Origin of the sequence: Tumebacillus lacus (assembly GCF_026410385.1) — a bacterium.
In the GTDB taxonomy this organism is placed as follows: Bacteria; Bacillota; Bacilli; order Tumebacillales; family Tumebacillaceae; genus Tumebacillus; species Tumebacillus lacus.
In genome coordinates this window covers 73,933-98,643 of the sequence record NZ_JAPMLT010000004.1, presented here as the reverse complement: position 1 = coordinate 98,643, position 24,711 = coordinate 73,933, and the positions used below count along the sequence as shown (strand labels likewise).

The window sequence follows — 24,711 nt, the reverse complement described above, 5'->3', positions numbered from 1 at the left end:
GAGAGGTGGTTTTTTTATCCAAAATCAGCGATAATCTGAGTATTATGAATAGGGGAGGCACCAACCAGTGAAAAAAGAGCAACGCAACGGCATCTGGATCGGCATCGGTCTAGTCCTGCTCTGTCATGCGATCTTGATCATCGCGATGCTGGAGATGTTCCCGATCTATCTCCTGATCGGCTTCGTGCAGGTCGTCTACGTCGTGCCGATCTGTCTGCTCGGCCTGAAAAACGTCGGCATCGCCCAAGGCGCATTGATCGCAGGCGGCGTGACATTCCTGTTGAATTCCGTCGCTTGCTTTGGCATGGGAGTGTTCTCATGACCTTCCCTTTCTACCTCCACCTCGGCCCCTTGACGATCCACCCGCATCTCCTGTTCGAATCGCTCGCCTACTTCATCGGATTTCGCGTCTACCTGTGGACCCGCAACAAAGAGCGCATTCCCATGCAACAAGGCATGTGGGTGATCGTCGGCGCGACGCTTGGTGCCGCCTTTGGCTCCAAACTTTTGGCCTGGCTGGAGTCGCCCGCTCTCACGCTCGCCCATTGGAACGACCCGTTTTATCTCATGGGCGGCAAGACCATCGTCGGCGGACTGCTCGGCGGTTTGATCGGCGTCGAATTGATGAAAAAAATCATCGGTTGGACGCGCTCGACCGGTGACGACTTTGCTCTGCCGTTGATCGTCGGCATGTCGCTCGGCCGGATCGGCTGCTTTCTGACCGGACTTGACGACCACACGCACGGCTCACCGACGACGTGGATCACCGGCATCGACTTTGGCGACGGCGTGCTGCGCCATCCGACCCAATTGTACGAGATCGCCTTTCTCTGGCTGCTGGCCGGGGGGCTGCTTCTGTTGCGGCACCGTCCTTTGCCGGAAGGGGCACGGTTTCAACTGTTCATGTTCGGCTACCTGCTGTTCCGCCTCTGCGCGGACTTCATCAAACCGACGCCGCACGAATACTGGATCTTCAACAACATACAGCTCGCCGCGCTGGCTGGCCTGCTATACTACGGCCGTCTGATCTCGCGCTGGCGGCGGCCGACCCCGGCGGAAAAGGAGACCGTGCATGCCTAAAAACAGACCCTATCTCTTCTATGAACTGACCAACTCGATCTGCTCCACCTGCCTGCGCAAAGTCGAGGCGAAAGTGATCATTCAGGACGACAACGTCTACCTGCACAAACATTGCTTCACGCACGGCCCGGAGAAAGTCCTGATCTCCACCGACGTCGAGTACTACAAGCGGTGCCGCGAGTTTATCAAGCCGTCGGAGATGCCCCTGCAATGGAACACGCCGATCAAGTACGGCTGCCCCTATGACTGCGGCCTCTGCCCCGACCATGAGCAGCACTCCTGCCTGACGCTGGTCGAGGTGATCGAGCGATGCAACCTCGCCTGCCCGATCTGCTATGCCGAATCATCGCCGCATCAAGAGATGATCCGCTCACTGGAGGAGATCGACCGGATGCTCGACGCCGTCGTCCGCAACGAAGGTGAGCCGGACATCGTGCAGATCTCCGGGGGAGAGCCGACGATCCACCCGCAGTTCTTCGAGATCCTCGACCTCGCCAAGTCCAAGCCGATCAAACACCTGATGCTAAACACCAACGGCATCCGCATCGCGCAGGACCGCGAGTTTGTGAAGCGATTGGCGACCTACATGCCGGGCTTTGAGATCTACCTGCAGTTCGACTCGTTTGAAGAGTCTGCCTTGCGCGAACTGCGCGGGGCAGACCTGCGCGAGATCCGCAAAAAAGCGATCGAGCACCTGAACGAATTTAACATCTCCACGACGCTGGTCGTCACCTTGAAAAAGGGACTCAACGACCACGAAGTCGGCGAGATCATCCAGTACGGCATGAAACAAAAAGCGGTGCGCGGCGTCACCTTCCAACCAATCCAAGCGGCGGGCCGCCTCGAAGAGTTCGACCCGGCGACCGACCGGCTGACCTTGAGCGAGGTGCGCCAGATGATCATCGACCAGTCGGGCGTGTTCAAACCGGAGGACATCATCCCCGTCCCCTGCCACCCGGACTGTCTGGCGATGGGCTACGCGCTGAAACTGGGCGACCAAGTGATGCCGCTGACCGGACTGATCGACCCGAACATCCTGCTCGAAGGCGGCCGAAACACCATCGTCTTCGAACGCGACGAGACGCTGAAAGACCGCATCTTCGAACTGTTCGCGACCAATCTGTCGCCGTCCTCGCAGGCGTTGTCGTTGCAGAGCCTGCTCTGCTGCCTGCCGATGGTCACCGTGCCGGAAGGGATCGGCTACGACAACGTCTTCCGCGTCCTGATCATGCAGTTCCTCGACCCGCACAACTTCGACGTCCGCTCGGTCAAAAAATCCTGCGTCCACATCGTCCACCCGGACGGCCGGATCATCCCGTTCGACACGTACAACATGTTCTACCGCGGCGACAAAGAAGCTCAGTTGGAAGCTCTGCGACGCGGGGAAGATATCACCGTTTTGTAAGGCAGGTAAAAAGAGCGCTCAGGCTGCATGCCCGGCGCTCTTTTTCTTGTTTGAAGTGGTGAAGAAGACAACTCCTACAGCTACACGAGCACCTACACCAATCCAGAGCGTACTTTCGAGCAAGTAACGATGAGAAGGTCAACCCGCGATCAAGGGTTGACCTATCTTTTCGTTCCTCTATCAAATGACCTTCGCACCGTACTCCCGAAGCAAGCCAGTCAACTTTTTCACCGAGATCACATTCCCTGTCGTCGCGGACAGGACCGTGCCCCGCTTCGTCTTGACGACCAGATGGACGAAAGTTCGGCCGCGATCAAAATAAAACCGCTCCGCATCCTCCCAGTTCACCTGAAACGAGTCGTCCGTGGCACGAATTCCCGACTCATCCAAAACAAAATACTCGCGACTTGCCACCAGATGTTTCCCATAGTAAACGAGCAACCCTAGACAGACCAGAACACCCGCTCCTCCTACTAGGAGACTGAAAAGGGCTGTATCTTGAAGACCCGAATCCAGCACAAACGCACTCATCGCCAATAATCCGATGACCACCACAAACTTTTTAAAAGCTTCCTTCTTATCGTTTCGAACCGTGATTTGTTTGCTGTTCATCTGCTTCACAAAACTTTCACTCCAAACGCTCGTAAAACAGCAGATAATTTCTTAATCGCGATCACTGAGTGGGTCGGAAAAGAAACCAACTCGCCTGTTTTCTTCTTTCCTACCAATCGGACAAACGCTCGCCCTCTGTCAAAATAAAAATGCTCGACTTCTTCCCATCTCACTAGCAGAGAACGATCTTCTGTCGAAACCCCGTCTTCATCGAGAACCAACAAAGGCTTTCTGACCACCACATACCTCGTGTAGTGATACAACGGATATAGGAAGAAAACACATGTAATAGCCCCGATCACCGTATAACGCAATCTATCTTCCGCGATCCCAAGATTAGTAAAATACGCGCCACCTACGACAAACAGCAACGACAAAAACCACTTCTTAAATGCCTCTACCCGATCATTATGCACAACGGTCTGTGCGTTCTTCATCCTGCTCTACCCTTCCATCAAGGCCGCAAGATCCCGATCCAGCGACTCCCGTGTCCCGAGTTCGACGGCGAATGCGTCATCCTCGGTGCCTTCGTCGCCTTCGCTCGGTCGCAGCAGCCAAAACCGCTCCTTGCCGCTCAGCAGCAGGAACCCGCGCTCCGCCTGCGGTTCGCGCTCTTCGGTATACTCCACGCGCAGCACCGTCCACCAGTCTTCCGACTCGGTCAGATCCTCGGCAAACCAGCCGTTTAACGGCTCCGGCATGCCGGAATCGGCGAGCAGCGTCTCCAGTTCCTCTGCTTCCTGTGCGGCGGTCTGTTCCAACTCCTGACGCACCGTCGTCTCAAAGGTCTCGTCCGAATGCTCCTGCCAGGTCAGCTCAAAGAACGACTGAACCGCACCCAAGATCTCTTCCGGCCCGGAGAGAACCTCCATGCGGTGATTAAAGCCTTTCTCCAATCGATGCACCGTCAGTTGCCCGTCCGACGCCACGTGGATGCCCATTGCGACCTCTTCCCCCTGCACCTGTTTGGTGAAGCGCAACGTGTACGCCGCCTCGCACAGCGGCAAGATGGCAGCGGTCAACCCCGCATCCAGTTCTTTCGTCCCCGCCTGCTCATCGACCGTCAGCCAGCCGCGAGCTGCCAGCGAATGCCCCGCCGTCACCAACCGGATCTCCAACTCCTGATCGGACATCGGATCAAAACTGAGTTGCAACAGCCCGGCCGCCGCTTCCTGACGACCGATCACGTACATCGCCAAAATCAACTCTTCCACCGACAACGAATAGTGACGCTCTTCTCTCATGCTGTCTTCTGCCTCCTACCCGAGCACTTTCGCGCCGTACTGTTCCAAACATTTTGTGGCCTTTGGGATCGACACGACCGAGGCGGTCGGAAACGCCACTTCTTCCTCACGCTTCGTCCAAGCCACCAGCTTGATCGACGATTTCGTGCGGTCAAAATAAAAATGTTCCACGTCTTCCCACCGGACGTGTATCGTCCCGTCCGCCGATGCAACGCCCTGCTCATCAAGCACCAAAAACAGGCGGGACGTGAGCACATAGCGCAGGTAATGGACGAAATAGTACAAAAAGAACGACAGCCCGATCACGCCGATCACCGTCCAGCGCATCTTGTCGTCGACGATGCCCAGATAGAGCGCAAACGCACTCGCTCCCACCATCCCCGCACATGCCGACCAGCGCTTCAACGCTTCGCCCTTGTCATTGTGTATGAGCGTCTGTTTCCTCGTCATCAGAACCCGAGGCTCCAGTCAAACCCTTTGATCTTGTCCTTCACGCTGTCATACGTATTGAGCGCCTTGGCGATACCGGCACCCGCCTTTTCGCCCGCTTTGCGCGCGATCCAGTCGGTCTGCTCGGCCACCCACTCGCCCGCTTTCTCCCCGAGCACGCTGCCGACCGCCCCGCCGACGATCGTGCCGGCCGGTGACGCGAGCGACCCTGCGGTCGCTCCGGCAGCCGTTCCGCCGATCGCACCCAGCGATTTGAAGAGAATGCGATTGACCGAACTCGCCGCATCTTGGCCGAAGTTTTTCCAAAACTCTTCTCGCGACTCCGCCGTCTTGGAGTTGTTCTTCCAAGATTCGGTGAGCGGTTTCACTTCGCTTGAGATGGTAAACACGATGCTCGCCGGACCGACAGCCCGCTTCGCCATATGCCACGGGATCTTGTTGATCCCGATGCGCGTGAGGTTGGCACTGATCCCGGTGAGGTCCTTCAGCGTGCGCGCCACCGTCTTCTCCGAACCTGGCACCTTGACCAAGACTTTATTAAATCCTTTGACCATCTTGTTCCACCATTGGAATCTCGACTGCCCGCGCATCCATTCGGCCGTGGAGATGATGACCACTTTGGGATTGCGAGGATCATGACGGAACTTGATGCCTTTGGAGATCATCAGCCCGGCGATCCCGGAAGGCAACAACAGATCACTCCACTCAAACTTGACTTGACTGCCCGGCTTGAGACGCTCCGGCACACCTGTCGAGTAGTGCAATTTGTCTGCCCGATGTCCAATCTCATCAAATTTGGCCTGTGCTCGCTTGTCCGCATACCGCTCCCGATTCTGCGCATCGGCGAGGATCGAATTTTGCCGGTAGCGCAATTGCGACAATTCGGTGCGAAGAGACGCCCGTCGGCTCGGATCTTCCGTATGCCGCAACTGCCGCTCCACCGACTCGATCTCATCCTCCACACGATCTGCTTGGACATGCAGTTGATTGACCGAGTCCAACTGCACCGCCAGCGCATTCAATTCCTGCGCCACCTGACCGAACGCCGTGCTCGCCTCGTTGCTGTCTTGCTGCAAATGGGTGGTCAATTCCTCAAAAGCGCGGGCACCCCGGCCCTTCCACGAAGTCTGCGTCAAAGAAGCAGCGATTTTCCCGATCTGCATCGCGTTCGCGCGCATCTCTTGGGAAGCTGCTTGGAAGCGCATCGCGCCTTGTTTGATCACCCCGGTATTAAACCTTGCTTGCATATCCCCTCACCCCTATTTCGATCCTTATTTAAGTAGAATATCAAATTGTTGTTATATTTTCCAGTAGCGAACAGCTGCCTGTTTTCTGACTCTTGGAAAATTGGTATGATCAAAGAAAGAAAGGGTGACTTGCAATGACTGTTTATCTCAAAGACTCCATCTTTGAATTGCTTTTTGAACTCCTGTTTGCCACCATCCCCCTGTTTGTGGCCGGTCTGTTCGGCGTCGAATTTGACAACTCCCGCTCGTATATCGGCTTCTCGGTCGTCTTCTATGCGGTGCTGTTGATCCTCATCGCCGCTGTCTTCTGGCTGATCGGACGCTTGCGAAAGTAACTTACTTTTGCACTCGCCAGTCAAAATCAGCTTCACCCGCGCATCCCGCTATGGTACGATAAAGCAAACAACTCATCTGGAGGCGACACCATGCGGTTTTTGCGCTTTAAAGAGCCTGTCAACACCTGGACACACTTGATCACCTGCCTGTTTGCTGTTGTCGGCATGATCGTGCTGCTCGTCGAATCGAGCGGCGTGGGCAAGACCGTCGCGATGGTCGTGTACGGCATTTCGATGATCGTGCTCTTCCTGGCCAGTTCCTTATATCACGCGGTCTACACCACTCCGAAAAAGGAGCTGTGGCTGCGCAAATTTGACCACGTCTCGATCTTCCTTTTGATCGCGGGCACCTACACGCCGGTCTTTGCTTTTGCCTTGGACGGTACGTGGCGCGTGACGATGCTGACCCTCGTCTGGTCGCTGGCTGCCGTCGGCATGATCCTCAAGCTGTTCTTCATGGGCATGCCGCGCTCCGTCTCGACGATCTTTTACGTCGGGCTCGGCTGGATCGCCGTCGTGCCGTTCGTCAAACTGATCGACACCATGCCGACCGGTGCGCTCGTTCTGATGGTGCTCGGCGGTGTGGCGTACACCATCGGCGCGATCATCTATGGCACCAAAAAGTTCGACTTCTTCCCCAACCGCTTCGGCCACCACGAGATCTTCCACCTCTGGGTCTCCGCCGGAGCCGTGCTCCACTTCTTCATGGTCGAGCAATACATCGCGTAGTCCTAAAAAAGGTCAACCCTCACGCACGAGGGTTGACCTTTCTTTCTTCCACACTCAGCAAGCAAACGGCTAACAAGTCGTCCCCCCCGGCTCCACCGACACATCCGCGCCAAATTTCAACGGGATCTTGACCATCAGATCCTGCGACACACGAAACGTGCACGATCTGTGCGAGGTCCTGCGGATCTTCGTACAGGGGCCTCGTCTTCCTTTGCGACGCTTGCGTTTGACGGGGCGACACGAGACGACCGCCCCTTTGACCAGACCGACCGTCGGTTTCACCGTCACCAGCGCCTCGACCCGAATCTTTTTGTGCACATACTGCACGCATCCGTTCGATACCGGCTCCACGACACGGGCTGACTCTTCCGTCGGCTCTTCCATCCGCGCTTCCTCATATGCGAGTGAAACAGATCGGCAGGGCAGACAGTCCTGCACCCACAGCCCCTTCCTCCTCTTCATACAGATTCCCCCTCGCAGGATCATGCTTCGATAGTATATGGACATCTGCACTCGTTTTCCATCACCCATTCGAAAGATGAGCAATCCGCCTACCTAAACGACGAAATAGATGAGCATGTGTCAATTTCCCTCGTCCACAGACGTGCATCTAATAAAGTAAGAACACGAGAAAGGAGATGCTTTCATGGCATCTGACAACCAAAACCCTTGCGGTTGCGGCGGCAGCGGCTCCACTCCGAGCGCTTCGTCGCCACGTGTCACGCCGCAACAAACCCCCGGCGAAGACATTGTCGCTTGTGAACAGACGGTAAGCGACCAAGTCTGCGTGGAGGCAGACGTCACCATCACTCCGTTTGTCACCCCCGGCACCCCGACGGTCACTTGTTTGGGTCCGATTTCGTTCGGCCCCTGCTCCGACTTCACAAAGAGTCCGACCAAGTCTTGCAAATTTACCGTCTCCCAAGTGCTCTGCGTCAACGTCCCGCTGTCCTTCGGCGCCGACGTGCATGCGGAGATCGGCAACGTCGCATGCGGCATCCCGACTCCGGGTCCCGACTGCCCGCCGCCGCTGCCCCCCTGCACCTGCGGCGCATTGATCGCTCCGAATTCGGCTCAAAACAACGTACAGGTCAACGGCGACCCTCGCCAAGGCGGCACCCTGTCTTCGGACGGCAGCATCTGCAGCGACACCTTGACTACCAGCGTTTACAACTTCGCCTATGCCGACGCGACCGATACCGACTTGAACTTCACGTTCAACGTCGCACCGGCGACGATCACGGGCACGACCTTCACGTCTGTCGTCTGCCGTCGCGAAGGCAACGGCGCCTGCGTGATCACCGTGACCGGCACCGGCCTCGTCACGCTGGCTGACAACACCACCAGCTTGGAAACGTTCGAACTCGTACTCCGCGATTCCCTGCCGACTTCCGCTCAGTTTGACCGCTACACCCTGATCATCGGCGGCACCAATCCCAGCAACGCGTTCTTCTCCACCACCGGTGAAGTCCAACTGCCAAACGGCACCATCACGGGCCTTGGCTGCAGCTGACAAAAAAACAGGAGTTCCCGCAGAGGGAACTCCTGTTTGTTATTTGCCTGCTTCCTGCTTCGCCACCGGCACCACGCGGTAATACTCTTCCAACGTGATCCCTTTCTCCGCGATCTCCTGCGCGACTTTCACGCCCACATAGCGCAGATGCCACGGCTCGTACTGATACCCGGTGATCGACTCTTTGCCGAGCGGGTAGCGGATGATAAAGCCGTACTTCGCCGCATGATCGACGATCCAGTTTGACTCCTTCGTCCCGCCAAAGCAATCCTCTGCCTGGCATCTCCCGTCCGCTCCCGACACGTCAACCGCAAGACCTGTCTCATGCTCGCTCGTGCCCGGCACGGCGCTGTAGGTCTTGGCCTTTTCCAGCCCGTCCCTTTGCACATAGCCGTTGAACAACGCCTCCTGCGTCGCATGAGAACGATACGCCGACACCCCGGCCAGCAAGATCCCGTCCTGTTTGGCAGCGGCAAACATCCGGCCCAGCGCCTGCGCCATCTCCTTGCGCATCATGCGCCGCTCCGCTTCTCCCGTAAACGTGAACGGAATCGTCGGGTCGCTGACCAGATCGGCCGGCACATATCCTTTCGGCAGCGAGTACTGCTTGTTCACCAAAACGGTATAGCTGTCCGGCTTTGTATCGACCGTTTGCGGCGTGTTTTGTTGCTGCCCTTGTTGCATAGCCGGGTCAGGAGTCGGCTTCGGCGATGTTGCCGGTTGATGTTCCTGCTCAGCAGGTTGTGTCGTCTTTGGAGTATCCTGGGTCGGAGCAAAAAACTTCTTCGTCTCGCATCCCGCCAACAGCGAGACGGAGAGCGTGCATATCAAAAGCGCGACTGCGGTTTTATTCATAAATGTGCCTCCTGCATCCAAAACGTCCTCTCCCCATCATACACGACTTGAGGCTATTTTTTTAGTATCGGCGTTCAGATAAAATTTCTTACGAGATATGTACAGTTACAACTACGACATCAAAGAAGATTATGTGTACGTCAACCAAAAAGAGCAGCGTTCCCTCACGGAACGCTGCTCTTCCTTCTTCTAGTACCCGTCCGTTCGACCGCCCATCCCTTTCGCGTCGTCGACCGCCCGGTCCGCCTCCGCTGTGCCGGTGTGCGCTTGGCCTGCTCGTTTCGCCAACTCGTCCTTGAGCCCTTCGCGCACGCGGCGGCCGTAGTCGGAGTCCGCCTCGGTGAAATAACCGATCATCCGCTCGCGGATGTCCTCTTTGCAGACGGACAGTGTCCCGACGAGATTTTGGATCAGCTCGTCGCGCTCCCAGTCTTCAAAGGCGCGGTACGTCTCGCCCGCTTGCTTGAAATCGTTGGTGCGGTCGATCTTCTGCCGCACCAATTTCGCGTGATACTCCGGCTCATGATCGTTTCCGCTCTGCGTCGCTTCCTTCAGTCCGCCCAGCGAAGACGGTTCATAGTCGACGCTGGGATTTTGACCGGGCGCGCGGTCGACTCGAAACTCCATCTGCCCGCCCCGCTGGTTGGTCGCCACGTGCTTTTTCGGCGCGTTGATCGGCAGTTGCAGATAGTTCGTCCCGACCCGGTACCGCTGCGTATCGGAGTACGAGAACGTGCGGCCCTGCAGCAGTTTGTCATCGGAGAAGTCCAGCCCGTCGACCAACACCCCCGTACCAAACGCCGCCTGTTCCACTTCATTAAAATAGTTCTCCGGGTTGCGGTTGAGCGTCATCTTGCCGACCGGCAGGAACGGGAAGAGCTCCTCCGGCCACAGTTTTGTCGGATCGAGCGGATCAAAATCGAGCTCCGGATGCTCGTCATCGCTCATGATCTGCACGCACAGTTCCCACTCCGGGTAGTCGCCACGCTTGATCGCCTCATACAGATCCTGCGTCGCATGGGAGTAGTTGTGCGCTTGGATCTCGCTGGCTTCCTTGGCGGTCAAGTTGCGCAGACCTTGCTTGAGCGGTTGCCAGTGGTATTTGACCAGCACCGCTTCGCCCGCTTGGTTGACCCATTTGTAGGTATTGACCCCCGATCCTTGCATCTGGCGGTAGTTCGCCGGGATGCCCCACGGCGAAAACACGAACGTCACCATGTGCGTCGCTTCCGGCGTCAAGGAGAGAAAATCAAACATCCGCTCCGGGTTGGAGATGTTGTTGACCGGGTCAGGCTTGAACGAATGCACCATATCCGGGAACTTCAACGGATCGCGGATAAAGAAGACCTTCAAATTATTTCCCACCAGATCCCAGTTGCCGTCCTCCGTGTAAAACTTCACGGCAAACCCGCGCGGGTCGCGCTCCGTCTCCGGTGACGCGTTGCCGTGCACCACCGTGGAAAACCGCACGAACACCGGCGTCTGCTTGCCTGTATCCTGGAACAGTTTTGCCCGCGTGTATTTCGAAATCGGCTCGTTACCGACCGTGCCGTACGCCTCGAACACGCCATGCGCCCCTGCCCCGCGGGCATGCACCACGCGCTCCGGGATGCGCTCGCGGTCAAAGTGGGTGATTTTCTCCAGATAGTCATAATTCTCCAGCGTCGACGGACCGCGACGGCCGACGGTACGGATGTTTTGGTTATCTGTGATCGGATGGCCCTGTCGGTTGGTCAATTCTTGTTGATCGTCTTTGTCCATGCCGCTACCTCCTAATGAAAACCTTCACTAGGAAATCTTGCCCAACTGCCTCCCCTTTACTCTCCGAGCACTTCGGCAATCGCTTCGAGAAACTTCTTGCCCACAAACTCTGTCTTTTGATACGCCCGCAAGGCTTCCGAGGTACAGGTCTCCACCACCCCTTTGTCCTCTTCTCCGTAAAAGTAGAGATCGGCCAAATCCAACAGCCTCGTCGTGTGCTGCTCCGCCCGCAAGACCGCGTCGATCAGGTTGCGCTGCACGTCCGGTGTAAAGTCTTTTGTGTGCAGCACCGCTTTCCGTCTCGTGAACGAAGAGAGAGCAAACTCGATCTGCGACTGCTTCACAAACGCCAGATACATCGCCGTGATGCTGTACAGCAAGGCATGCTCAAATTTAGTGACCAAAAATTCAAACTCCACCTCGGTCATCTCCGCGTTGAGTTCGTGCGCGCGGATGATCGTGCCGTTCTTTGTATAGAGATCCATCGTTTCCGTCACTCCCTCCCTCTTTTGATCCGTTACGCCAACAAGGTCTGTACCTCTCGTTCCAGGTCTTCCGCGCTCTTGATCTGCTCGACGCATTCCAAGAGCAGTTTCTGCCGTTCTTTTTGATCTTTCAACCGGTCCGTCCCCTCGACCTTGATCACGCTGTCGAGCTTTCCTTCGATATAGGAGATGACCTGCACGTATTGATCGAGCGTCCGCTTCTCCTCGATCCCGACCGTCAGTCGAATCCCCGGCTCGATATCGCCAAAGTTGGACAGCGGGAAGCCGAACGACTGCCGCATGTTGAGCGGCAGATTCAGTTTGGCGATCAGCGCGTTGAGCCCGTTCTCCAAAATATCGTGGGCAAACTTTTTGATCTCCGCATCCGCATCCCGACTCAAAGCGAACAGTTCAGCCGCAAACTCCTGATAGTGGAACGTCACGTAGCACGTTTGATCATCCCGATTCTCGAAGAGACCGATCACGTTTTTGTCGATCTTGAGCTTGGCGAACGTCTTCTGCAGCTCTTTGTAGACGTACTCGGTGTTGGTGCGCACTTTTTTCAGATACTGCTTTTGCTCGTCCTTCGTCTCTTGGAACAGCAGTTGAAAATACTTTTGGATCGTCGGATCCACGCGGTCCTTCTGGGCCGCTTCCTGCATGTATTGGTTGAACGCGGCCCATTTCTCCCCCTTGTTGTAATGGAACACCAGCCCGCCGCTGTGTTTGTCCATGCCGTACTGAGCAAACTTGGTGAGGCTTTGGCTGAACACGAGGTTGAGCTGACCCGACTCGATATACGGGGCGGCCGTCTCCTGCACCAGTTTGTGCACCTCTTCCTCATCAATGTGGTTGAGGGTCACGTCGACGAAGACCGTGCATTTGAAATCAGGATCGGCTCCCTCAAAAAGCCGTTTCATCAGGTCCTCGATGTCCTGCCGCGCCATCTCCTTGCGGGCTGCGTCGTTCGGGTGAATGTCGATGGCGATAAAGTTGCTCTGCGCGTGTTTGACCCGCATCGTCTGGAAGCTCTCAGACTGCAAAAACGACTGGACGTGTTGCGGTGCGTGGAGCGTGACGTTCTCACCGGATGCCCGCTGCGTGTAGACGAGTTGCTCCATCATCTCGAAGTAGATGTTGTAAAACGCCTCGATGTTCATCCCGTCCCGACCGTCCGCCTGATGCTGTTTGACGGCCGCGTTGTACGCCTGCGAATAGGCGGCCAAACCGTAGTGCGTCATATGCGGCGACTTGGCCCCGCCCTCCGGTCCGGCCGGAAAATCCGCTTTGAAATCGTCGCTGACCGCCGCCTCGTCTTTTTCCAAGGCGAGGATGATCATTTCGTGAATGTTCTGGATACTGCGAACAAACTGCACGATCTGCGTTTGGTTGTGGACCGCATCGGCCAGATGGGTGTGGAGTTGTTCTTTGGCGAGTGCCGGGAACTCGCTGTCCTCGTTCAACAGACCGAGTGTGTCGATCATCTTGACCACAGGCGTTGCCAACAGCCGAACATAGTCCTGCTCGACTTTGGCCAGACTGGCAAACTCCTCGAATTGCTCGTCCAGCGTCTTCATGTGATGAACGGCGCCGACGACCGACCGATACCCTTTTTCCGGGTCGTCGGGTGTAAAGGAGGCGATGTCTCCTTTGATTTTGTTCAGTTTTTGTTTCGTGGTCTCGGAGGCGGTGCCCCGCTCCGCCTGTTTCTGGATGATCTCCGACACGATCTTTTTCAGCGGCACGCCTTGCCCGAGCAGTTTGCGGGCTGCATAGGTCGGCGTCGGGACGCTGCCCGATTTGCCGAGAGCGGAGTTGATCTGCGCGGTCAGGACTTTGTCAGACACGAGCAGCGCCGGCTGGTCATACGTGTCTTTATTGAGACGAATCATCCCGCCGCTGACGATCAAGGCGGAGATTCGCTTCGATGCCTGGATCTCGCCCAACAGTTCGCTGAGTCCTTGCGCCGTCTGTTTCAGTTCCTCCGGATCTTGTTCCTTTTCAACATGGTGAGCGGCGAGCAAGTTGTGCAAAGTTTCAAATTCCGGCAGTTGGGTCGGCTCTTTCTTGCCTTTCTGCGCGACGGCAGCCAGATAGGCGCTGAACACGCGGAACAGCTCTTCCCGATCCAGTCCCGGATAGTTTTCTTCCGGACACTTGTCCTGCAGATACCAGCGGATCGTATCCTCTTTGACTCTTTCCCGCAGTGCGACCTTCGCTTTTTCGGCCAGTCCGCCTTCGCCAAACACGGTCTTGACGTCCGACTCTTGGCTCAGCACGTCGGTAAAATCCACGAAGGTCAAATCTTTGATCTGCGCATCGAGACCGTGCATCCACACGAATGGCGAGTCGATGCGCTTGCGTTCTTTGTTTTCCAAGTTCATCAGTTCACGGGCACCGTTGGAAAAGGCGGTGTCTTCGTCCAAGGCGAGGACCTGCTCATCAAACAGTTGTTTCAACGGCACCTTCCATGCGCCTGCTTTCAGATGCTGTCTGGCCCCTTCATCCTGAGCGATCACTCGGTTCGCGGCGGCCAGCAGGGCTTCCAGTTGGTTGACCTTCTCCTCGAATGCCGCCTCTTTCCTTCTCTCGATCCCGATCAAAAACTCGGGAGACACCGCCTTCTTCTTCGTCGAGGAAGGGGCACTCTTTTCTTCGGAGCCTGTGCTCTTGGTCACGGAGACACCGCTCTTCACCCCGGACTCTGTGCTTTGTTCTTCGGAGGTTGGCTCTTTTTCCAGTTGTTTTTGCAGCTCTTCGATTTTGATCTTCACGTTTTGCAGGTCCAGACGTGCCTTCTCCAGCACGGGGGCGATCCCGTCATAGGTGTCGATCTTCAGGTCGGACGCTAGGTTTCGCAGCCTATGCAGGTCTTGCACCCCTTGCTCCTTGACGGACAGCGTTCCGATCTCCACCTTTGGCAGTTGCTCGTGTAACTCCTTGACCCGTGCCGCCTCGACCAGTTCCTGATCGTAGAGGTCTTTCTCCGCCTTGCGCTGCTCCAGAAATTGGCGAATCTTGTCTGCCAGCGGCTGCATGTTCTTTTTCAGCGTTTCCTCATCCGGATCTTTCTCGATGATGATCTCGGAAAACACCTGATGCATCACCCGGCGAAAGCTCATATCCTGCGCAAGAAACGTCTTTTCCTCATCGTGGACTTTGTTCAGCTGATCCTGCAACACACGGACGATGTTGGTCGCAGCCGCCCGGATGTATGTGTTTTCCCCTTGGTAGTTCAACGGAGAGGCTTGGTAATCGAACCGGGCCACCTCCTCCGTGTTCAACAGCGCGTTGGTGAAAAACTGCTGGAGCAGATGCATCGACAGCGCGTCTTTCTCCTTGTTTTTCGGAGGCAGTTTATGCGTCGCGTGTTCGACCTCTTTGTACGTTTCCAGCCACGCGCCAAACTGTTTGTTGCCGAGATATTCGTCGACCGCAAACAACTCTTCGTCCGCGCACGTGACAGCGGTGTAGTAGTTTTCCTTCACTTTGTGCCAATAGATCGGCTGCAACATATCTTTCAGCCGATACTCGACGATGTCCTCATGTCCTGCCGGGAAGAAGGACGGATCTTCCCGGACCAGCTTCAAATCCGGCTTCTGATCATCATGAAAATGACGCGTGTCCTCGATCCGATCCGCCACCGGTTTGCGCTGGATAGGAATCCGGCGATGGCCGGCGACAGAGGACCGCGCCTTGAGAAACTGCATCACCGCGCGGTTGCCGTACGCTCGCTGCATCTGCATGACCTGATGATCGAGCGCCGTCGCGGGCCGCTCCGTCATACCGCCCCGTTCCCCGCGTGCCGTCGAGTCGCCCGGCTCCGGCGACCGCTTGTTTGACCTGCCCAGCATCTACTTCACCAACTTTGCCAGACTCTTCGGTGCGGTGCGCAGATACGCTTCATAGAGATACCCTTCCACCTCTGCCCAATCCGGCTCCCCGGCCGTCACCAGCGAAGTCCAGCCATGTTGTCCGATGTACGGCGTCTTAAAATACCCTTCCTGCTGCAACAACAACTCCTGCGTTGTCGGCAGCGTTTTGATCGCCAGCGACAGCCCGGACTCACCCTCGTTCTCCTGTTCGCCCATGATCACAAATGGCTTGTCCTTCACCCGAAACGACGTATGGCCAAATTTGTCCACCGCTTCCGCCACCTCCGGCAGTCGCATACAGATCTCCCGCACTTTTGCCAGCATGGCTTGGCCCCGCTCCGAAGTCACCCGTTTTTCGCCGCTCAATTTTGTGTCCTCCTTATTATGAATTGGAATTCGAGAACATCAGGTACTGATCTCTATCATATCATGATTTTTTATCACCAAGGGGAGGCATCCGGTGAGCAGTCGCTTGCGGTGAGCGTGTCAATCGTTCGGTTTTGCCACAGACTGTTTTTACGTCCTCATTTCCGTTATAATAGATAAAAATATGGAACCGGCGAGAGTTGAAACGGAGGAATTCCTTCAAGATGCGGAAAATGACTGATTTATATAAGAGATCGATGGCGATGTTGAAGGCCACCAGCCGTACCTTTTTTATCCCGATCTCACGCTTGTCGCCAGGATTGAAAGAAGCGGTCACATCGGCCTATCTGTGCATGCGGGCCATCGACGAGATCGAAGACCACCCGGATCTGCCGTCCACCGACAAAGTGCACCTGTTGCGCAGCGTGGCGGGGATCTTGAAACGACCGTTTTCCGGCACCGAGTTGAACTCTCTGTTCCATCCGTACAAATCGATTCTGCCGGACGTGACGTTGGAGTTGGACCAGTGGATCGAACTCAGCCCGCCGACGATCACCGCCAAGATCTTGCAATCGACCGCCGAGATGGCCGAGGGCATGGCCGACTGGGTGGCGAAGGAATGGCGCATTCAGACAGAGGCCGACCTGGACGATTACACCTACTATGTCGCAGGCTTGGTCGGGCTGATGCTCTCCGATCTCTGGAAGTGGTCGGACGATCTGGACACCGATCGTCAGCAGGCGGTCGCGTTCGGCCGGGGCTTGCAGGCGGTCAACATCATTCGCAACCGCGTGGAAGACCGCACCCGGGGCGTGAACTTCTTCCCGGAGAGCTGGGAGTTTGCCGAGATGTTCGCCTATGCGGAGCGCAATTTGGCGATGGCCGACCGCTACGTCGAGAGCCTCACACCCGGCACGACGATCCATACGTTTTGTAAGATCCCCCTCGTCCTCGCCCACGGGTCGCTCAAAGAGATCGCCGCCGGCAAGGAAAAGCTCAGCCGCCTGGAAGTGGTGCGGCTGGTCGGTCAAGTGATCGGCAGCGAGTGGAAACCCTCCTAGCGTTTGGATCAAGAGAAAAGACGACCTGTTCTCAGGTCGTCTTTTTTGTATGCACAGCCAAGGGAACCGAGTCGTTTCTCATAGATTGTTTGAAAGATTCGTATTATAATGAATATGATTACTAGAATATCAGTTTAGAATTTAGACACCGGGAGTGAACACAGCTTGAAGCCATTTCATGTCGATCTGACCCCTTTTCTGAACAATGCCGGCACCTGCACAGCCGCTGACCGGACGGGCGGATTTACTCCTGTCGGGTCTTGCTATCCGGCTGAGCACTTGCCCGCCTACGGCTCGGCTGTCGTCTTTGAGGACAAGTCCTTTGTGTTTCCCGTCAAAACAGCAGAAGGCTATGACAACATGGAACTGGAAGCCCAAGAGATCGGCGTGCCCCGTGCCGCCTATCATCAGATCGATCTGCTCGGCGCTTGTTTCAACGGCAGCTATTTTGAAACGTTTGAACTGCTCCTCGACGGACAGGTCGTCCATCGCTTCCAAGTCAAACTGTCGAACTTCGGCAACAACGAAGGCTGGTTCGGGGAGCCGACCGTCATCCGCTGCCCGTTGATTCGCGCGAAAAATATGGATTTGACCAACGTGACCGCTTCGATCTACGGTCATTTTGAAACTCTTGCCGAACCGATCCTCTTTGACACGATCCGCGCGGGGGACAACCCGTTTATGCACATCTTTGCCATCACGCTGCGAGGTGACTTCTAGATGACTCAATCACAAGCGCAAGCCCAAGATCTGCATCCTTATCACGATTGTCTGACCGGTTTGGTCAACCAGATCGTCGCACCGCATGCGCCCACCGAACTGCTGTGGTCGGAGTGCAAGCTCTACGCGTTTAAAAATCCGAAAGATCTGGTTTTTTACCAGCCGAAGATCCTCTCGATGAGCGACGAGATCTCCCGCTTCTCCGGCATCAAAGCCAGCCACAGCGAATTTTCGACCGAGCCGGAGTTGAAAGCGTATCTGCACGCCCACTTGGACGCGGGCCGGTCGATCATCTGCCTCGTCGACACGTTCAACCTGCCGTTCTGCCGCACCTTCCAGACGCAGCACGCGGCTCATTGGCTGTCGGTGACCGGGTATCGCGAGGGCCATTATCAGCTCTTCGATCACTATTACCAGTTCCAAGGCGAGATGGAAGAAGGTCAATTTCATGAATGCATGCTCGTCGTGACGACCAACATGGAGTTTGAAAAAGCGCATTGCTATACGATTGACGCGCAAGGCTTTTCCAGACCGTCTGTCGATCAGTACAAACAGGCGATCGCCGACAATCTGACGGCGCTGACGGGTGACTCGGCGGTCGGTCAGCCGATCGACGATCCGATCATCACCGAAGAGTTGATCATCGTCGCACAAGGTCTGTCGGTGTTTGACGTGGCACTGGAGAAACTGGCTGCCGTGGAAGAATCGGCGGAGCATCAGGTGATCCTGAACATCATGTCGAACAACTTCAAAGGCATGGCTTCGTCCCGCTTCCTGTTCTCCGAGTTTTTGGAGGCGGTCGATGCCGGCGCGTTGGAGCAGCGCACGGAGCTGTCCGCGCATCTCAAACAACTGGCGCAAGACTATCTGATCTACTCCAACCTCTGCCTGAAGGCGATGTTCGACCGGGTCAAGTCGCTCAAATCACTGCGCCCGCGCCTCGAACGGTTGAAAGAGCAGGAAGTCACGCTGATCCTCCTGCTGGACGAGTATCACCGAGCGATCACGGCGTAAAAAAAGTACCTCGCTACTGCAGCGAGGTACTTTCTGTATGCTTGGCCCGTTTCAGCTCGATGCGCTCGGCGATTTTGCGGATCGTCGAGAAATTTTCCTGCAACATGTCGTCATCGTCAAACTCGATGTCGTACGATTGCTCCAACTCCACGATCAATTGCATGATCAACACCGAGTCAAACCCCGACTGTTTCAGCTCCGCATCCGCTTCCACTTCGCGATCCGTCTCCAAAAGCACTTTCACTTTCGCAGACAGTTCCTGCAACAAGATCTCCATGCTGTATCCCCCGCTCTCGTACACGCTGTTTCCCTTCATGCGGCCGGCGAGCCAGACTCGTTCGGCCGGCACATCGGATAAAGAGTGACCGTACTGGACGATCACCTGCACTTGCCGGTCGCGCAATTGACTCCGGTAGAGCTTCACCGCGTCCGCCTTGTGCCAGTCCCGGTCTGTTCCGCTTCGCAGCAACCGCGATCGCAAGGTGAGCCCCTGCTGGGTCAGTTTGGCGCGTGCTGTCTCGGCAGCTCTCCGGTCGGTGCAGTACGGCAGATCTTCGTAAAAGAGCAGACGCGTGTCCGCAGGCGCGTGCGTCTGCCACACGACCACCGCCATCCGGGCGGCGAGCAGATGATCCACATGCTGGACCCCGAGCGGCGCGAGCAGCCACGCCGGTTGCAGACTCGCCAGCCGCTCCCGGATCAGGGCGAGACCCTTTTCAAAGAAAGGTTGCTCCTGCGGGAGCGTCCACGGCTCGGCCGTGCCACCGATCATGTCGCGCAGCCGCTTGTATCCGCGCAGACCCGCTTCCGGCAATCCGGCGTTGTCCGCGTGAAAGCCGAGCGTGCGGGCCGCCTGCTCCTCTTCCGCCAAGATGCGCCGTTTCGCCGCCTCTCCCGATTCGCCGAGCACGGAGTACTCCTGCTCGGAAAAAAGATTGAGCACATGGACGTCGCGCGCGCTGCTCCGGCTCTGCAAAGCGGCTCCCAAGGAGTAGGCCGCATCGTCCGGATGCGGGCTGATGAGCAAGACCGGACCCTTACGCATGGAACGCCTCCGCCAGTCTGCGCAACGCCGCGCCGTTGATCTGCAAGTGCTCCGTGTACGGCCGCTTGTCCGACGCAAACAATTCGGCGATCAGCGGGCCGTTGTAGCCGATCTTGCGCAGTCCGGCCAGCGTGGCGGTCCAATCGACATCGCCTGCGCCCACGTCGGTAAATTCGGCATGCAGCGGAGAATGAACTTTCAGATCGGTCGCATGCACTTTGCGAATGCGGGAGCCGAGCACGTCGATCCACTGCTCAGGATACCCCTGCAGCCGGGCATTGCCGGTGTCGAGGCAGAACCCCAGAGCCGGCGAGCCGACAGCATCGAAAAACTGCGCCGCTTCCAGCGGACTGAGCAAAAACCGGTTGACCACGTTTTCGATGCAAAGGGTCACGCCCAGCTCTTCCGCACGTCGGCTCAATTGTCCCACCTGCTCCAACGCCCGCCGGTAGCAGTCGGCGTAGGAGTCGGTCTCATTGACATGTCCCGGCGAAAGGGCTGCCGTCGGCGCCTCCAGAGCGGCGGCCGCCTCCAGCATCGCCGTCCCGATGCGCATCGCCGTCTGCGCCCGCTCCGGGTCGCCGCTGGTCAGCGGGAAGTCGTGCAGCAACAGCGTGGACACGCTCTGGATGCACGACCCGGCCTCGCTCACCTTTTGTCGCAGGTCGTTCCACTGCGCCGGTTTGGAGCGCAGGGACACATCGCCCACTTGGGTCAAGCTCACGTCCAGACCGTCAAAACCGGCTGCCAGCGCTTCTCCCGCCGCTTTGTCCACCCGCGTGCGGCCGAGCAGCCCGCCGGGAAACGCCCAGATCGTCACACCTGTTTTCATCCTCACACCGTCCTCTGAGGCTTTTCTTTATGATAGCGGGCCTTGACGCCCTTCATCGCTTCGACCAGTTCATCGATCTCCGCCGGTTCGGCCAGCAACACGGCATGGTGCAGCCAGAAGCCGCTGGTGCACAACTGCTCCGCGTTCGGGCAACGCTCCGCCCACTCGACCGCGTCAAACTCGGCAAACACGTCGTTGTGATAGATCGGACGGCCGTATCCGGTCAACACCGGCAGGCCCGCCGCACGCAGCGCCATGTACATCCGCTTGTGAGAAAGGCCGCCGAACTGGTCTTTTTCATAGCGGAAACAGAACAGGTGGCGTCCATGCACCCCGTCCTCGCCCGGTTCCGTCTGCACCGAGATCCCCGGGACCTCGGCCAGTCCTGCCGCCAGACGACGGGCATTGGCTTCCCGACGCTGTTGCTGATCGGGGAAGCGTTGCAGTTGGACCAGACCGATCGCCGCTTGGAACTCGGTCATGCGGCCGTTCCAGCCGAGGCGTTCGTGGTCGTACCACGCGCCGCCGATCACGCGCCCCGCCATGTGCAGGGAGCGGCAGCGGGTGGCCAGCGTCTCGTCGTTGGTGACGATGGCGCCGCCTTCGCCGGTGGTGAGATTTTTCGAGCCTTGGAACGAGAAGCAGCCGATGTGCCCGATGGCGCCGACTTTGCGACCGCGCCATTCTGCGCCGAACGCATGGGCCGCGTCTTCGATCACGTACAGATCGTGCTCTTTCGCGATCTCGAGCAAGGCATCCATGTCGACCGGAAGACCGGCGAAATGCACGAGGATGATCGCCCGCGTCTTTTGCGTGATCGCACGGCGCACCGCGCCCGGATCGAGGTTCCACGTATCGGGATTGAGATCGGCAAACACCGGCGTCGCGCCGCTTTGCAGGATGCAGGTGGCGGTGGCCACGTAGCTGTACGCGGTGGTGATCACCTCGTCGCCCGGCCCGATGCCAAGGGCCCGGACGGCGATGTCCAGCGCCATCGTGCCGCTGCTCACCGCCAGTCCGTACGCGGCGCCGTGCAGGTCGGCGACCGCCCGCTCGAACTGTTGCACCGCGCCTGTTTCCCCGGTCGGATTGCCCTCCGGGGAGTCGTAAGCACCGCGCCACCAGTTGCCGCTGCGAACGACCGCTGCGACCGCTTCCGCTTCCGTCTCATCAAACTGGGGCCAGTTCGGAATGTGTTTCATCGCGCATCCTCCAGATGAATCAGATCGGTCGGCTCCGGCGGGACGATGCCCTTTTCCAACGCTTTGACGCAGGTCGGGTCGGAGCGCATGATCGTACCGTAGTATTTGTACGCAGTGGCCGGGCAACCTCCGCGGCACATCTGCCAATGCTCACAGCCTTTGCACGGCTCCTGCGTCTTCAAGAACTGTTCACGTTCGCGCAGTCGGTCGCGCTGTTCCGACCAAGAAGCCAGCGACTCCTCCATCGTCATCTCTTTCGCATTGCCCGTGTAGAACGGCTGTTGCGTGATGAACGCCGTGCAACCGGTCACCTCGCCCGTCGAGGACACGATCACCGAGTTGCCAAACGCCGGACAGCCGCGGATCGGGTCAAACTCCACTTTCAACGAGATCCCGTCCGGCCAGTTGCGCCGCTTGGGGCTTTTCCGATACGCCTCGTAAAATCCGCCGGGGAACACCATCGTGATCTCCATCGGCTCTTTTTGCCCGGAGTCCGCATACGCTTCCAGCCACTCCAGCGCATCGAGGTACGAACGATCCATGCCTCGGCCGTCCGCGTTGTCCTCCTGCGTGGTGCCGTCCTGCTTGACGTCGATCAGACGAAGCAGGTTGACGTAGCGAAATCCTTGCGCATGGGCGAACGTCAACGCTTCTTTGACGCGATGCTGGTTTTGCCGCATCACGACCATGTTGGTGCCGAGCCGGTCAAAGCCTGTCGCCTGCACCGCTTTCATCCCGGCCAGCGACTCTTCCAGAGCGCGGGCGTTGCCCCGAATCTTGTTGTGCTCCTCGGCGACCGGCGAGTCGATGGAGATGTACATGCGGTCGATCAGGTCGAGGTGTTTTTCCAACTCCGGCATCACGGCGCGCAGACGCGTGCCGTTGTTGACCACGAGCAGTTTCGTGTCCGGGTAGCTTTTGATCATCCGAAACAGGGCAAAGATGTCTTTGGAGAGAAACGGTTCGCCGCCGGAGATGTCGAACGTGCGGACCCCGATGTCGTACAACTGCGGGATGATGCGCTCATAGTCGGCGAGCGTCATCTCCTCTTTGGCCCGCTCGCGGCTCTGGTGACTGCCCGAATAGCACATCTCGCAATGCAGGTTGCACAGCAGCGTCGGGTAGAGATAAGCGGTGTGCGGCCGTTCTTGCACCCAAGGCTGGACCATCGCTTATTCGCCCCCTTTGAGAGCCGCGCCTTTTTTGGTGACGACATAGTGGGAGAGGATCAGCGTGTCCATGTTCGTGCCGGAGAAGCAGCGCATCGCGTCGTGCGGCGTCTCGACGATCGGCTCGCCTTTGACGTTGAACGACGTGTTCAGCACGACCGGCACGCCGGTGATCGCGCCCAGTTTGTCGATCAACTCGTAAAACTCCGGCGCTCCGTGCTTGGTGACCGTCTGCACGCGGGCGGTGCCGTCGACGTGCGTGATCGCCGGCAGCGTGGCGCGATGTTCCGGCACGACGTCACAGACGATCAGCATGAACGGAGAGACTTGGTCCAGATCAAAATAGGTGCTCTGCGCCTCTTCCAGCACAGCCGGAGCGAACGGGCGGAACCCTTCGCGGAATTTGACCCGGTGATTGATCTCGTCCTTCATGTGCGGCAGGGTCGGATTGGCGAGGATCGAACGGTGTCCGAGCGCGCGCGGGCCAAACTCCGAACCGCCCTGGAACCAGCCGATGATCTGTCCGGCCGCGATGCGTTCGGCAGCCGCTTGGGCAGGCGATTCGACCACTTCAAACTCCAGATCCGGGAACTGCGTCAACGCTTCTTCGATCTCCGCATCGGAGTAGCTGCGCCCGAGGTAGGCGTGATCCATCCGCAGACGGTCGTTCGGCGTGCGCGGCATGCCTTTGAGCATGTAATAGCCCCACATCGCGCAGCCGATCGACGTGCCGTTGTCACCGGCCGCCGGTTGCACGAAGATGTTTTCAAACGGCGTCTGTTTCAGGATCTTGCCGTTGGCGACGCTGTTCAAGCCGGAGCCGCCCGCGATGCAGAGGTTTTTCAAGCCGGTCTTTTCATACAGGCTGTTGGCGAAGTGGATCATCACGTCTTCCTGGCACTTCTGCCCCGCCCACGCGATGTCCGCTTTGCGGCGGTATTCGTCCTCGCCGGTCAACTCTTCGCGGGTCAGGTCTTCCAGCAGGCTCTGCAGCTCGCCGGTGTGCAGATCGATGCGCAGTCCGCCGTCCGGCAGCAGGTGGATGAACGGGCGGATCTGATCATAGTACCGGTCGGTGCCGTACGGAGCCAGCCCCATCGTCTTGCCGTCTTCGGTGAAGTAGAAATTCTCATTGTTCAGGAAATCGAACCCGCAATAGTGCGAGATTATTTTATAGAAATGACCGAGTGAGTTGTTCGGGTCTCCGAGTTGATATGCTTTGCCGGCGGTCGACACGTCTGCCTCGCCGTACTGATCGCCGATCACTTTGTCGAGCACGGTGATCTCATTGCCTTTGCCCACCGCGTACGTGACCGTCTCGATGCCCGTCTTGCCGTTGAACGACACGAGCCCGCCCGCGTTGTCGACGACGAGGATCGCCGCCTCTTCAAACGGCGACGGATAAAAGGCGCTGGCCGCATGCGCCAGATGGTGGTTCAACACGTGCATGCGGTGGCGAACGGCGTGGGAAGCGGTCGGTGCCAAAATCGCGTCGGCGACGACCAACTCCACGTCGTCCAATTGAATGCCCGCGTTTTGCAAGCAATAGTTGCGGCTGTGTCCAAACAGGAGATTGGAATAAAACCCGTATTTTTTGCGGGTGACCCGCTCTTCTTCTATCGCGATCAAGATCTGATCGTCCTTCAACAAGCAGGACGACACATCGTGGTCAGACCCGCCCAGACCGAGAATATACATGATGCACCTCCGA

25 protein-coding genes are annotated in these 24,711 nt (G+C 57.6%); 9 read left to right on the top strand and 16 right to left on the bottom strand.

Annotated features, from left to right (window positions below; genetic code table 11):
• The first annotated feature begins 67 nt into the window (after nt 1-67).
• From OS242_RS09830 to OS242_RS09820, 3 genes are read left to right on the top strand one after another with little or no spacing between them, the layout of a single operon-like run.
• Nucleotides 68-322 carry a hypothetical protein gene (locus OS242_RS09830; RefSeq protein WP_267151510.1) on the top strand — a complete coding sequence of 85 codons (255 nt, stop codon included), beginning with the start codon at nt 68-70 and terminating at the stop codon, nt 320-322.
• Entirely contained in the window at nt 319-1,080 is a 762-nt protein-coding gene (locus OS242_RS09825; RefSeq protein ID WP_267151509.1) for a prolipoprotein diacylglyceryl transferase, read from the top strand. Before OS242_RS09830 ends, OS242_RS09825 begins: the two co-directional genes overlap by 4 nt.
• Nucleotides 1,073-2,485, top strand: a complete 1,413-nt coding sequence (locus tag OS242_RS09820) for a radical SAM protein (RefSeq protein ID WP_267151508.1) — start codon at nt 1,073-1,075, stop codon at nt 2,483-2,485. The genes OS242_RS09825 and OS242_RS09820 overlap by 8 nt, the downstream gene beginning before the upstream one ends.
• Nucleotides 2,486-2,665: 180 nt before the next feature.
• Here OS242_RS09820 and OS242_RS09815 read toward each other — a convergent pair whose 3' ends face one another.
• Genes OS242_RS09815 through OS242_RS09795 form a run of 5 tightly spaced genes read right to left on the bottom strand, consistent with a single transcriptional unit; the run spans nt 2,666 to nt 6,038 of the window.
• Nucleotides 2,666-3,106 carry a hypothetical protein gene (locus tag OS242_RS09815; protein WP_267151507.1) on the bottom strand — a complete coding sequence of 147 codons (441 nt, stop codon included), beginning with the start codon at nt 3,104-3,106 and terminating at the stop codon, nt 2,666-2,668.
• A complete protein-coding gene (locus OS242_RS09810) occupies nt 3,103-3,534 on the bottom strand; it encodes a hypothetical protein (protein WP_267151506.1) in 432 nt (143 codons plus the stop codon). Before OS242_RS09810 ends, OS242_RS09815 begins: the two co-directional genes overlap by 4 nt.
• 6 nt (nt 3,535-3,540) lie before the next feature.
• Nucleotides 3,541-4,341 (bottom strand): hypothetical protein, encoded by an 801-nt coding sequence (locus tag OS242_RS09805; RefSeq protein ID WP_267151505.1) that lies wholly within the window; start codon nt 4,339-4,341, stop codon nt 3,541-3,543.
• Nucleotides 4,342-4,356: 15 nt separating this feature from the next.
• Nucleotides 4,357-4,791 carry a hypothetical protein gene (locus OS242_RS09800; protein ID WP_267151504.1) on the bottom strand — a complete coding sequence of 145 codons (435 nt, stop codon included), beginning with the start codon at nt 4,789-4,791 and terminating at the stop codon, nt 4,357-4,359.
• Nucleotides 4,791-6,038: a WXG100 family type VII secretion target gene (locus tag OS242_RS09795; protein ID WP_267151503.1), complete on the bottom strand. Its 1,248-nt coding sequence runs from the start codon at nt 6,036-6,038 to the stop codon at nt 4,791-4,793. Before OS242_RS09795 ends, OS242_RS09800 begins: the two co-directional genes overlap by 1 nt.
• Before the next feature lie 134 nt (nt 6,039-6,172).
• Between OS242_RS09795 and OS242_RS09790 the strand changes: the two genes are divergently transcribed.
• A complete protein-coding gene (locus OS242_RS09790; RefSeq protein ID WP_267151502.1) occupies nt 6,173-6,373 on the top strand; it encodes a hypothetical protein in 201 nt (66 codons plus the stop codon).
• Nucleotides 6,374-6,463: 90 nt separating this feature from the next.
• Nucleotides 6,464-7,102, top strand: coding sequence for a PAQR family membrane homeostasis protein TrhA (gene trhA / locus OS242_RS09785; protein WP_267151501.1), 639 nt, complete (start codon nt 6,464-6,466; stop codon nt 7,100-7,102).
• Nucleotides 7,103-7,171: 69 nt separating this feature from the next.
• On the opposite strand, the gene OS242_RS09780 is transcribed toward trhA, so the two are convergent.
• Nucleotides 7,172-7,564 (bottom strand): hypothetical protein, encoded by a 393-nt coding sequence (locus OS242_RS09780; RefSeq protein WP_267151500.1) that lies wholly within the window; start codon nt 7,562-7,564, stop codon nt 7,172-7,174.
• Nucleotides 7,565-7,748: 184 nt separating this feature from the next.
• Between OS242_RS09780 and OS242_RS09775 the strand changes: the two genes are divergently transcribed.
• Complete coding sequence (locus OS242_RS09775) at nt 7,749-8,615, top strand: hypothetical protein (RefSeq protein WP_267151499.1); 867 nt, start codon at nt 7,749-7,751, stop codon at nt 8,613-8,615.
• 39 nt (nt 8,616-8,654) lie between these two features.
• On the opposite strand, the gene OS242_RS09770 is transcribed toward OS242_RS09775, so the two are convergent.
• From OS242_RS09770 to OS242_RS09750, 5 genes are all read right to left on the bottom strand, one after another.
• Nucleotides 8,655-9,470 carry a M15 family metallopeptidase gene (locus OS242_RS09770; RefSeq protein ID WP_267151498.1) on the bottom strand — a complete coding sequence of 272 codons (816 nt, stop codon included), beginning with the start codon at nt 9,468-9,470 and terminating at the stop codon, nt 8,655-8,657.
• A gap of 189 nt (nt 9,471-9,659) precedes the next feature.
• On the bottom strand, nt 9,660-11,231 hold the full coding sequence (locus OS242_RS09765) for a catalase (RefSeq protein WP_267151497.1): 1,572 nt from the start codon (nt 11,229-11,231) through the stop codon (nt 9,660-9,662).
• 56 nt (nt 11,232-11,287) lie between these two features.
• Nucleotides 11,288-11,716, bottom strand: coding sequence for a hypothetical protein (locus OS242_RS09760; RefSeq protein WP_267151496.1), 429 nt, complete (start codon nt 11,714-11,716; stop codon nt 11,288-11,290).
• A 32-nt stretch (nt 11,717-11,748) separates the two neighbouring features.
• Nucleotides 11,749-15,570: a hypothetical protein gene (locus OS242_RS09755; protein WP_267151495.1), complete on the bottom strand. Its 3,822-nt coding sequence runs from the start codon at nt 15,568-15,570 to the stop codon at nt 11,749-11,751.
• Nucleotides 15,571-15,915, bottom strand: coding sequence for an MmcQ/YjbR family DNA-binding protein (locus tag OS242_RS09750; protein ID WP_267151747.1), 345 nt, complete (start codon nt 15,913-15,915; stop codon nt 15,571-15,573).
• Between the two features lie 266 nt (nt 15,916-16,181).
• Here OS242_RS09750 and OS242_RS09745 point away from each other — a divergent pair, with 266 nt between their 5' ends.
• The 3 genes from OS242_RS09745 (at nt 16,182) to OS242_RS09735 (ending at nt 18,752) form a co-directional block, all read left to right on the top strand.
• Nucleotides 16,182-17,018 carry a squalene/phytoene synthase family protein gene (locus tag OS242_RS09745; protein ID WP_407702109.1) on the top strand — a complete coding sequence of 279 codons (837 nt, stop codon included), beginning with the start codon at nt 16,182-16,184 and terminating at the stop codon, nt 17,016-17,018.
• Nucleotides 17,019-17,183: 165 nt separating this feature from the next.
• The gene (locus tag OS242_RS09740) at nt 17,184-17,738 is read left to right on the top strand and encodes a hypothetical protein (protein ID WP_267151493.1); all 555 of its coding nucleotides are present in this window, start codon (nt 17,184-17,186) and stop codon (nt 17,736-17,738) included.
• A complete protein-coding gene (locus OS242_RS09735; protein ID WP_267151492.1) occupies nt 17,739-18,752 on the top strand; it encodes a BtrH N-terminal domain-containing protein in 1,014 nt (337 codons plus the stop codon). It abuts the gene before it with no gap.
• A gap of 13 nt (nt 18,753-18,765) precedes the next feature.
• Here OS242_RS09735 and OS242_RS09730 read toward each other — a convergent pair whose 3' ends face one another.
• Genes OS242_RS09730 through OS242_RS09710 form a run of 5 tightly spaced genes read right to left on the bottom strand, consistent with a single transcriptional unit; the run spans nt 18,766 to nt 24,698 of the window.
• Complete coding sequence (locus OS242_RS09730) at nt 18,766-19,797, bottom strand: phosphopantetheine-binding protein (protein ID WP_267151491.1); 1,032 nt, start codon at nt 19,795-19,797, stop codon at nt 18,766-18,768.
• Complete coding sequence (locus tag OS242_RS09725; RefSeq protein ID WP_267151490.1) at nt 19,790-20,629, bottom strand: sugar phosphate isomerase/epimerase family protein; 840 nt, start codon at nt 20,627-20,629, stop codon at nt 19,790-19,792. The genes OS242_RS09730 and OS242_RS09725 overlap by 8 nt, the downstream gene beginning before the upstream one ends.
• Nucleotides 20,630-20,631: 2 nt before the next feature.
• Entirely contained in the window at nt 20,632-21,831 is a 1,200-nt protein-coding gene (locus OS242_RS09720) for a DegT/DnrJ/EryC1/StrS family aminotransferase (protein ID WP_267151489.1), read from the bottom strand.
• Nucleotides 21,828-23,000 carry a radical SAM/SPASM domain-containing protein gene (locus OS242_RS09715; protein ID WP_267151488.1) on the bottom strand — a complete coding sequence of 391 codons (1,173 nt, stop codon included), beginning with the start codon at nt 22,998-23,000 and terminating at the stop codon, nt 21,828-21,830. Before OS242_RS09715 ends, OS242_RS09720 begins: the two co-directional genes overlap by 4 nt.
• A 3-nt stretch (nt 23,001-23,003) precedes the next feature.
• Nucleotides 23,004-24,698 (bottom strand): carbamoyltransferase family protein, encoded by a 1,695-nt coding sequence (locus OS242_RS09710; protein ID WP_267151487.1) that lies wholly within the window; start codon nt 24,696-24,698, stop codon nt 23,004-23,006.
• Nucleotides 24,699-24,711: the final 13 nt, after the last annotated feature.

Bases quoted from the DNA above. Each gene is read 5' to 3' on its own strand.
- OS242_RS09825 (WP_267151509.1), top strand. From the start codon at position 319: ATGACCTTCCCTTTCTACCTCCACCTCGGCCCCTTGACGATCCACCCG.
- OS242_RS09820 (WP_267151508.1), top strand. From the start codon at position 1,073: ATGCCTAAAAACAGACCCTATCTCTTCTATGAACTGACCAACTCGATC.
- OS242_RS09810 (WP_267151506.1), bottom strand. From the start codon at position 3,534: ATGAAGAACGCACAGACCGTTGTGCATAATGATCGGGTAGAGGCATTT.
- OS242_RS09805 (WP_267151505.1), bottom strand. From the start codon at position 4,341: ATGAGAGAAGAGCGTCACTATTCGTTGTCGGTGGAAGAGTTGATTTTG.
- OS242_RS09800 (WP_267151504.1), bottom strand. From the start codon at position 4,791: ATGACGAGGAAACAGACGCTCATACACAATGACAAGGGCGAAGCGTTG.
- OS242_RS09795 (WP_267151503.1), bottom strand. From the start codon at position 6,038: ATGCAAGCAAGGTTTAATACCGGGGTGATCAAACAAGGCGCGATGCGC.
- OS242_RS09790 (WP_267151502.1), top strand. From the start codon at position 6,173: ATGACTGTTTATCTCAAAGACTCCATCTTTGAATTGCTTTTTGAACTC.
- trhA (WP_267151501.1), top strand. From the start codon at position 6,464: ATGCGGTTTTTGCGCTTTAAAGAGCCTGTCAACACCTGGACACACTTG.
- OS242_RS09780 (WP_267151500.1), bottom strand. From the start codon at position 7,564: ATGAAGAGGAGGAAGGGGCTGTGGGTGCAGGACTGTCTGCCCTGCCGA.
- OS242_RS09775 (WP_267151499.1), top strand. From the start codon at position 7,749: ATGGCATCTGACAACCAAAACCCTTGCGGTTGCGGCGGCAGCGGCTCC.
- OS242_RS09770 (WP_267151498.1), bottom strand. From the start codon at position 9,470: ATGAATAAAACCGCAGTCGCGCTTTTGATATGCACGCTCTCCGTCTCG.
- OS242_RS09765 (WP_267151497.1), bottom strand. From the start codon at position 11,231: ATGGACAAAGACGATCAACAAGAATTGACCAACCGACAGGGCCATCCG.
- OS242_RS09760 (WP_267151496.1), bottom strand. From the start codon at position 11,716: ATGGATCTCTATACAAAGAACGGCACGATCATCCGCGCGCACGAACTC.
- OS242_RS09755 (WP_267151495.1), bottom strand. From the start codon at position 15,570: ATGCTGGGCAGGTCAAACAAGCGGTCGCCGGAGCCGGGCGACTCGACG.
- OS242_RS09750 (WP_267151747.1), bottom strand. From the start codon at position 15,915: ATGCTGGCAAAAGTGCGGGAGATCTGTATGCGACTGCCGGAGGTGGCG.
- OS242_RS09745 (WP_407702109.1), top strand. From the start codon at position 16,182: ATGCGGAAAATGACTGATTTATATAAGAGATCGATGGCGATGTTGAAG.
- OS242_RS09735 (WP_267151492.1), top strand. From the start codon at position 17,739: ATGACTCAATCACAAGCGCAAGCCCAAGATCTGCATCCTTATCACGAT.
- OS242_RS09730 (WP_267151491.1), bottom strand. From the start codon at position 19,797: ATGCGTAAGGGTCCGGTCTTGCTCATCAGCCCGCATCCGGACGATGCG.
- OS242_RS09725 (WP_267151490.1), bottom strand. From the start codon at position 20,629: ATGAAAACAGGTGTGACGATCTGGGCGTTTCCCGGCGGGCTGCTCGGC.
- OS242_RS09720 (WP_267151489.1), bottom strand. From the start codon at position 21,831: ATGAAACACATTCCGAACTGGCCCCAGTTTGATGAGACGGAAGCGGAA.
- OS242_RS09715 (WP_267151488.1), bottom strand. From the start codon at position 23,000: ATGGTCCAGCCTTGGGTGCAAGAACGGCCGCACACCGCTTATCTCTAC.
- OS242_RS09710 (WP_267151487.1), bottom strand. From the start codon at position 24,698: ATGTATATTCTCGGTCTGGGCGGGTCTGACCACGATGTGTCGTCCTGC.